The organism is Halococcus hamelinensis 100A6 (assembly GCF_000336675.1).
In the GTDB taxonomy this organism is placed as follows: domain Archaea; phylum Halobacteriota; class Halobacteria; order Halobacteriales; family Halococcaceae; genus Halococcus; species Halococcus hamelinensis.
Genome location: NZ_AOMB01000025.1, coordinates 53,634 through 60,310, shown reverse-complemented (window position 1 = coordinate 60,310; position 6,677 = coordinate 53,634). Strand labels below are relative to the sequence as shown.

Sequence of the window (6,677 nt, the reverse complement as noted above, 5' to 3'; positions counted from 1 at the left end):
GAGAGAGAGTACGTTTCGTGTGCTTTCGCAACCAGTGAGGGAGCGGGTCGTGAGCAACCGTGGAGAGAGAGTACGTTTCGTGTGCTATCCCTCGATCTTCTCACGGGTTTCGAGGACGAGTGCCGAATCGAGATCGAGTTGGTATTCGAAGTACTGCCCACCGTTGAGCCCCTGATTTCGCTCGTTACGTCGGAGGAACCCCAACATGTGGAGGTCGGAGAGATGGTCTTGAATGCTCTTTAGGGACGTCAGTGGTGACGTCGCCCACGACTGTGCGACCTGTTCGTACCGCTCCTGGACCTCCTTCGAGCGGACCGGGGTGTCGCCACGTTCTTCGAGACGGGCGATCGTCTCGAGGATGTACTGTGCATGGTCCGTCTGGTCACGAATACGATTGACGAGCCGACCCCGCTGTACGAGTTCCCTTGCGGTCTCGATATGCTCGTCGGTGACACAGCTGTCGTCCCTGCGTTCGGCGACCTCTCCCCCGACACGAAGGAGGTCGATCGCCTGACGGGCGTTTCCCATGTCCTGGGCAGAGATCGCCGATGCCATTCCGAGCGCGGAGCGGTCCCACCCCTCCTCGACGAAGGCTCGTTCCGCCCTATCCCTGAGGATGGTCCGGAGCTCCGTCGCATCGTAGGGGCTGAACGAGATCTCGTCCTCCATGAGGGTGTCCTTGACTTTCGGCGAGAGGGATTTTCTGAACGTGTAGTTGTTACTTATCCCGATGATACCCACTCTCGCCGCTGTGAGGTGAGCGTTCGACCGCGCTCGTGGGAGCTCGTACAGAAGCGTGTCGACCTCGTCGAGATGGTCGATCTCGTCGAAGACGAACAGGTGCGTTCCACCGATACGGTCGAGTTGTTGATAGAGTTCCCCGAAGGCATCCCCGGTTCCGAGCCCTCGTTTCGGGAACGAACTCGCGTCTTCGGGGAGGAGTTGGTTCACGAGCGTCCGGACCACGATAAAGAGCGTCTTCCCGTTACAGTTCACTTTGTGGATGTGGAGGTCGTCCGCTTGCTCCCGTGCTTCGACTTCTTCACTCAGCGCGTTCATCATATAGGTCGTTACGGCGGTCTTTCCGAGTCCGGCTTTCCCGTACAACATGATGTTCTCGGGGTCACGGCCGAAGAGGACGTCCTGCAACGCGTACCGATACTCCTCGATCTCCTGGTCCCGCTCTAGAATCGCTTCCGGCTGATAACTCTCGTTCAGAACTTCTTTGTTCGCGAAGAGGGTGTCCGTGATATCGCTGAACGGTCCTGCCATGCACTATCGGACGGTATCCGGAGCACCCATATTAAAACCGCGGTTCGTGAGCTTCGTATGCTTCCCCAGTCTACCGTAATTCATGTCACAGTGGCTTTCATCGGATGCAGTGCTCCGTTGAGGACGAAAGCTCACGAAACGCACTCTCACTCTCTACTACTTACCCGCTACCCACACTCTATCACTCACTCTCTACCGCTCACTACTCAACTTCTCACACTCTATCACTCACTCTCTACCGCTCACTGCTCGAAAGACGACTGCTGGGTATCTATACGGAGAGGACCAGGTGGTATCTGAACACGGGGACCAGTCACGAAAGCTCACGAAACGTACTCCCTTTAAATGCTTACTGACAGGGAGCGAACCGCTATCGCCAGATCCACGACGTTCTCCCACCGAGCGACGAAACGGGGTCATCCTCGCTCGACGGCGTTTCGGCCGTACCCCCACGTCCAGAAGTTGCAGTCGGGACAGACGTACCCGAGTTCCGGGTCCTCACACTTCGCGTCGGGGAGTTCGAACCGGTGACCGCACTCGTGACAGCCAATCATACGTGACGACGACGTCACGTGGAGCCGGCAAATACGGGTCCCATGGACGACCAGGGGAGCGGTCCGATCGGGGTCGGAAGCGAACCACATCCGAGATCTCGCTGAGAACAGAGATCGCAGGTCGTTCGTCCCATCGGCATCCCCGTTCGGAACTGGATCTCGACCTCGTTTCCCGTATCGACCACGTCGACGCCGAATCGGTCGTATCGAACGGTGGAGTAGTGACCTCCTACCTTCCGATCGGGACCCGGCCAACCGAATTGTCAGTATGCGAAAGCGTATGATAGTCGCCACCGAACGTCTACGGCATGCGTACCGTCGTCATCGGGGCCACCGGCCACATCGGGTCATATCTCGTGCCACGATTGCTTGCTGCGGGTCACGAGGTCGTGTCCGTGACCCGGGGCGAGAGCGAACCCTACCGGTCGCCCGGCTCGTGGGCGCAAGTCGAGCGCGTCTCGATCGACCGCGAGGCCGCCGAGGCGGAGGGGACGTTCGGCGAGCGGATTCGCGACCTCCGGCCCGACGTCGTCATCGACCTCATCTGCTTCGAACCCGAGAGCGCGGAGCAGTTGGTTCGGGCGCTCGATGGGGAAGTCCAGCACCTGCTCCACTGTGGAACGATCTGGGTTCACGGCCCGAGCACGGAGGTCCCCACGACCGAGGACCAGCCCAGGGAGCCCTTCGGCGAGTACGGGCGCAAGAAGGCCGAGATCGAATCCTACCTGCTGGACGTCGCCCGACGTGATGGCTTCCCAGTGACGATTCTCCACCCGGGCCACATCGTTGGTCCGGGGTGGGACCCCCTCAATCCGGCGGGTCACTTCTCCCCGGAGGTGTTCGAGCGGCTGGCGAACGGCGAAGAACTCGCGTTGCCGAACCTGGGTTTGGAAACCGTCCACCACGTCCACGCCGACGACGTCGCACAGGCCTTCGAGGCGGCGCTGAACAACTGGAGCCGGGCCGTCGGGGAGAGCTTCCACGTGGTTTCACCAGCAGCACTGACGCTCAGAGGGTATGCCGAGGCGGTCGCCGGATGGTTCGGCCAGTCGGCGGACCTCTCGTATCTCCCGTGGGAGGAGTGGCGCGAACGGGTCTCGGACGAGGAGGCGGAGGCGACGTGGGACCACATCGCGCACAGCCCGAACTGCAGCATCGAGAAGGCACGACACGCGTTGGGATACCAGCCCCGCTATACGTCGCTTCAGGCCGTTCGGGAGTCCGTCGCGCGGCTCGTCGAGAACGGAACGGTCGAGACCGACCCGCTATCCTGAGCCCGGAACGCCGTCGCCGGTCGCAGCGCGGAACGGCATATGCAACCACAACGATGAGCCCCGTACGGAACCGACCCCGAGAGGACCGTATGCTCCACTGTACTGCCCTCCCAAATCACCCACTCGCGACCGAGGACGCTCGACGGATCCGCTCGCATCCCGACGTCCAATCGCTCATCGCACTCGGGGTGGACACGATCGACCGCCGTACGTACACCCAGCAACCGCCGGTCGAGAACATGGTCGTCCTCTCGGAGGACGCCATCGTGCAGTTCGAGTACGGGGGGAGCGACTGGCGCAGCGAGGTGCTCGATACCGACGCCTCGGAGGGCGACCTGCTCGAACGCGCGCTCAAGCAGTTGGAGACGTAGCGTCCTCACCCGCCCTACCGCTCGCCTGACGGGTCGTGGTTGTGTCTTCTGGGCGGTCTGGCTCCGAATCGTCGCCGGTCGAAGCCGGTGGTGAACGTGTCTCCGAGTGTATCGCGGCGAACTGGAGCCGACGTCTCACCTGTCGACTCGACGATGACGACGACGACGACCGTTCGGCGGCTCGACAGGGTTCGGCTCGTGGTGGCGCTGGGTCGCTATACGGGCCGGCCCCAGTCGATGACCTTGCGCTCTTCGGCCCGGGAGACCTCGTGGAGGTCGGTCGTCGAGAGGTCCGGACAACAGTCGGCGACGGTCCGTTTCGCGTGCTGTGCGTCGACTCCGGGTGCGCTCAAGACGGCACGGCAGTCCTCGGGAGCGGACGAGACGAAGTGATATCGGGAGATGCCGTCCCGGGCCGAATCGGGTGTCGCTGGTCGTACCCGAAACCCGTCCTCATATCGGTGCTGGCTCTCCTCAGACATTTATCGCCGCCCGCGTTCGAGTTAGCTCAACTCCCATCGACACGACGTACGAAAACGAGATATTTGACTCTTAGCATGACGGTTCCACTGGTATCCGCTCGTACCCCATCGACCGTTCGCCCGCGTGGGAGACGTCAACCGTCGAATCTGTAGAGGGGAGTATCGTTCGGCGACGGTTCACGCGTCCGAGGTCGACCCTCGGTAGGGTGGGGGACCTCCGAGTCGGGAATAGAGGGTGTCCCAGGGGAGGAACATCGCGAAGAACACGAAGACGTCGAAGAAGAACGGCCCGATGGCGACCGCGATCACGGTCTGCATTCCGAGCACGCCGACGACGAACGGACCGATCGGAAGCCGCGCCACCACCGCCACCAACAGCCCGAGTTCGAGAACCAGCGTCCCGACCGCGGCCGCCGAAACGAGGACGGGATACTGGAGCAACGACGGTCCGATCGGCACCGGCTGCGAGTAGAGCGCGTTACGGACGAGGATGATCCGACTGAGGTTCGCGGGACCCGCCCACGCGAGTCCCCCGCTGAGGAGTTTGTCGACGCCGCCACCGAAGTAGACGATCGCGATGACGACGAGGTCGTACTTCAGTGCGGTCATCGGGTAGGAAGCGCCCTCGAAAGCGGGGGACCGAGGGATGGCCGTTTCAGGTGACGAACGACGTTCGCCAGCGGTGTCGTGAGTCAGCCGCCGTCGGAGCGCTCGCCAGAGGACGTCCGCCGTGAGTACGTCCTGGTCGCGATACAGTCCGAAGAGGACCAGGAAGTAGACGCTGAAGAACAGCGCCGTCGTCCCGCCCGAGGTGTTCACCGTATAGCGGACCGCACCGAGGTGGCCGACGAGCAACGCGCTCAGAAACGTCGTGAGGCCGAGTCGATAGCCGACGAGGACCAGGACCAGGAGACCGATCAGCACCCACTTTTCGACGACGAGGACCGCCGGCGAGGCGGGAACGAGAAACGTGTAGGTGTCCGCGACGGTGAAGGGCGTCGCGAGCAGCCGAGGCCAATCGTACCAGACCGTCTTCCAGACCAGGTAGCTGGCGAGGATCATCCGAGCCGCCGCGAGGTTCAGCGGCGTCGAACGGGTCTCGTCGCGGACGTAGTTGATGAAGAGCGCCATCGGCCGCGATCAGGCTCCCGCTCCGTCGGTCGTCGGCGGCGGTGTCGAGGTGGGGGCGGAAGGAGTCGAGGGAGCGAAAGATGTGGAGATAACGAAAGAAGCCGAAGTGGTAGAAGAAGTCGAAGGAGTGGAAGCGTCGAACGCACACGGGGCGGTGGAGAAGTGAGCGGCCGCCTGGGTGCCCTCACAGCCGGGATAGAACCCCTTGAGGAGGGTCTCGGAGCGCGAGCGGACCTCGGTCCCGTCGGGAGAGGTGGTCAGGTTCGTTCGATACAATCGGAGCCCGACGAGGGGGACGTCCGATCGGATCGTCGCTTCGTCCCACGAGCCGAGAAAGCCGTGTGGGGGAAAGCGGAGGTACTGCAATGCCGAGCGATGGCGCGCCGCTTGGCGATGGTCGCGCGCCCGAACGAGGAGGTATCGGGTCAAGCGACGGTTCTGCGCCGGCGAGTACTCCGTTCGCATCTTCCGTGTGACCGCGGAGAAGGAGATGGAATCGGCCGAAAGCGTCGCCTCGGTCGGATACGACAGCTCCTCGCCCTCGGCGGTGACGAGACGGACCGAATGGTGTGTCTGTGATTCCGGGCGCGGCTCGGAGAACTTGTGCCAGTGCATCATCGGGAGCACGGCCAGTCCCGTGAGATTGACGACCAGAAACACGACCAGAAAGCCCGCGATGTAACTCCGCTTGACGTATCGGTGCCGGTGAAACGCGAGTGCGAACGCCGTCCCGACGAAGAACGCGACGAAACATATCTGGAGCAAGGACGAGAGGGACGGCAGCGAGGTAGAAAGAATATCTCCGCTCGATTGGAAGAGAGCGAGTGGCACTGTCCGTACTGGCACCCTTCCGGGATAAATAATCTACTATCGAATCGAGAACGCCACTGCCGTCGAAAGCGGCATCTCCCCTCTACGAAACGAGTCGACAGCAAGCGAATCGAGCGGGGAAAGGGGTCGTTCGGATACCGTCTCAGGACGAGGATCGGATCCGTTCGAGAACCGCGCCGAAAGCCGCCCGTCCGGGAGCTCCGTCCTCGATCCAGACCACGTACACGACCACCGCCATGACGAGTTGGAGGGCGAATCCGGGCGAGAGGGTGATGTTCTGTAAGTGGGTGAGGAAGGTGCCCTCGTCGCCGAACGGTGGCGGCGGCAGGAGTGGCCAGCCGAGATACGAGAGGTAGACGTACTCACCCGTGAAGAGGTAGGTGTAGCCGTCGGCGACGAGGTGGGAGACGTAGCCGATCGCGAACGCCGCTCCGAGGTCGGAGCGACCTCGCCTTCGACAGTATGCCCAGACGACCACACTCGCGAGAACGGCGGCGAACACCGAGTGTGCGAGCGAGCGACCGCTCGGCAACACGTGGAAGGTCCACGCGAGCGGTTTGTCGACGAGGTCGGGGAGCTGGGTGCCGAGGACGATGGCGAGAACCGCGATCCCATCCGGAGGTTTCCGATAGACGAGTCGGGAATACATCGAACAGAGAACATAACCGAACGCGAGATGTCCCCATGGCCACATACGGATCGATCGACACCGAGACTCCGCATAGGTCTTTTCGTCCAAGTCCGAACCGTGTCATGGTCTCG

General features: G+C 62.3%; 8 protein-coding genes. 2 read left to right on the top strand and 6 right to left on the bottom strand.

Annotated features, from left to right (window positions below; all coding sequences use genetic code 11):
• Positions 1 to 84: 84 nt before the first annotated feature.
• Both C447_RS09000 and C447_RS18170 read right to left on the bottom strand, forming a co-directional pair.
• Entirely contained in the window at positions 85 to 1,272 is a 1,188-nt protein-coding gene (locus tag C447_RS09000) for an orc1/cdc6 family replication initiation protein (RefSeq protein WP_007693106.1), read from the bottom strand.
• Between the two features lie 416 nt (positions 1,273 to 1,688).
• Entirely contained in the window at positions 1,689 to 1,826 is a 138-nt protein-coding gene (locus C447_RS18170; protein ID WP_007693104.1) for a hypothetical protein, read from the bottom strand.
• 308 nt (positions 1,827 to 2,134) lie between these two features.
• Here C447_RS18170 and C447_RS08995 point away from each other — a divergent pair, with 308 nt between their 5' ends.
• The gene (locus C447_RS08995; RefSeq protein ID WP_007693100.1) at positions 2,135 to 3,100 is read left to right on the top strand and encodes an NAD-dependent epimerase/dehydratase family protein; all 966 of its coding nucleotides are present in this window, start codon (positions 2,135 to 2,137) and stop codon (positions 3,098 to 3,100) included.
• Positions 3,101 to 3,189: 89 nt separating this feature from the next.
• Positions 3,190 to 3,471: a hypothetical protein gene (locus C447_RS08990; protein WP_007693099.1), complete on the top strand. Its 282-nt coding sequence runs from the start codon at positions 3,190 to 3,192 to the stop codon at positions 3,469 to 3,471.
• A 215-nt stretch (positions 3,472 to 3,686) separates the two neighbouring features.
• Here C447_RS08990 and C447_RS18545 read toward each other — a convergent pair whose 3' ends face one another.
• The 4 genes from C447_RS18545 to C447_RS08970 all read right to left on the bottom strand — a co-directional run bounded on the left by C447_RS18545 (position 3,687) and on the right by C447_RS08970 (position 6,609).
• Complete coding sequence (locus C447_RS18545) at positions 3,687 to 3,824, bottom strand: hypothetical protein (protein ID WP_237713462.1); 138 nt, start codon at positions 3,822 to 3,824, stop codon at positions 3,687 to 3,689.
• 306 nt (positions 3,825 to 4,130) lie between these two features.
• Entirely contained in the window at positions 4,131 to 5,084 is a 954-nt protein-coding gene (locus C447_RS08980) for a hypothetical protein (RefSeq protein WP_007693097.1), read from the bottom strand.
• A gap of 9 nt (positions 5,085 to 5,093) precedes the next feature.
• Positions 5,094 to 5,849 (bottom strand): hypothetical protein, encoded by a 756-nt coding sequence (locus tag C447_RS08975; RefSeq protein WP_237713461.1) that lies wholly within the window; start codon positions 5,847 to 5,849, stop codon positions 5,094 to 5,096.
• A gap of 208 nt (positions 5,850 to 6,057) precedes the next feature.
• Positions 6,058 to 6,609 (bottom strand): metal-dependent hydrolase, encoded by a 552-nt coding sequence (locus C447_RS08970; protein WP_029601989.1) that lies wholly within the window; start codon positions 6,607 to 6,609, stop codon positions 6,058 to 6,060.
• Positions 6,610 to 6,677: the final 68 nt, after the last annotated feature.